This window comes from uncultured Campylobacter sp., assembly GCF_938045225.1.
GTDB lineage: Bacteria > Campylobacterota > Campylobacteria > Campylobacterales > Campylobacteraceae > Campylobacter_A.
The window spans coordinates 1-1,231 of the sequence record NZ_CALINL010000155.1; the positions used below are offsets into that span (position 1 = coordinate 1).

Genomic DNA, 1,231 nt, shown 5'->3' on the forward strand with positions numbered 1-1,231 from the left:
TGCGGTTCTGCGTGCAAATTTAGCCCAAAATCAAATTTATCCGCCAAAACGCGCCCGTCGTTCTACCGCCGTTTTTATTTGGCAAATTTGATCGAGGCGGCGGTTTTACGGATTTTGCACGACGGGCGTTTGCTTCAAGATCAGCCAAAAATAAAACATTTTATTGCAAATGCGCTCGCCTCTCCGCCTCCGCGCCAACCGCCCACGAAAAGCCCGTGGCGCGCTTTTCAGGAATTTTGGTTAAGTATTTTTACCCGTCAAATTTAGCGACAAATTTGCGGCTAGAAAGCGGATGATTGTAAAAAACAGGTTAAATTTGAAGTAGATAAAGACGTCAAGCTCAGCGCCAAATTTGAGCTTTTTATAAAATTTCGCCGAACAAATCAGGCTCGGGCGAGCTCAAATTTAGCATAGCCTCAAGCTCCTCTTTTTGGCATTTAACGAGCGCGTAGTGAAAATTTGAAAGATTTTTTAGCTCGGCAAGATCCTTAAATCTCATCGTAGCCGCCGCGCTTCCCGCAAAGTCCTCGGGCATACAGATCTCGATGCCGCCGCTAAAATTTCGCGCTAAAAATGCCGCTTCCATATCAAAAAGCTCATCGTCGCTCTCTGCGATAAAAGCCTGAGAGCTCGCACCAAAAGGCACAATGCGAAAATTTTTATTTATAAAAACGGGCTCAAAATGTCCTAAATTTCGCGTGTCGCCAAGCTTAAAAGAAAAGCCCGCGCGGATCAGATACTTCAAAAGTCCGCAAAGATAGTGCGTAAAAACTTTTGGGAAATTTAAGTTTGGATAATAAACGCCCTCGCAAACGACACTAGAGGCAAACAGCGAGCCGCCCTGCGCGCAAACCGCGTCTACGTCGCTAAAAACGGTGTCGTAAAGCGGCGCGATCTTGGATAAAATTTTTAGATCGTCCGTGAAAAACAGATCCCCCGCGCCCGCTTTCATTATCTTTATAAAAAGTCGCGTCGCATCCTCTGGTAGCAAGCTAGCTGCGTTGCCGTCAGAGTTTTTGCCCAGGCTCATGCGCGCGAGCAAGGCCTTTTGCACGGGATTAACGGAGCAAAATTTGAGATTTTTGTAGCTAGCCTCAAAGCGCATCAGCCGCATCAGCGCTGCGCTCAGGCTATCGACCTTGATAAAGGCTACCTCGGGATCGATGACTTCGCATCTTTGCTCGAGGAGCACGGCATAGGCGCCGTTTGCGACGGCCGCGGCTATCTCGTC

General features: G+C 47.9%; 1 protein-coding gene. It reads right to left on the reverse strand.

Annotated elements, in window-relative coordinates:
• Nucleotides 1-361 precede the first annotated feature (361 nt).
• A partial coding sequence (locus Q0200_RS05870) for a ferrochelatase (RefSeq protein WP_297938958.1) occupies nt 362-1,231 on the reverse strand: 870 nt, incomplete at its 5' end.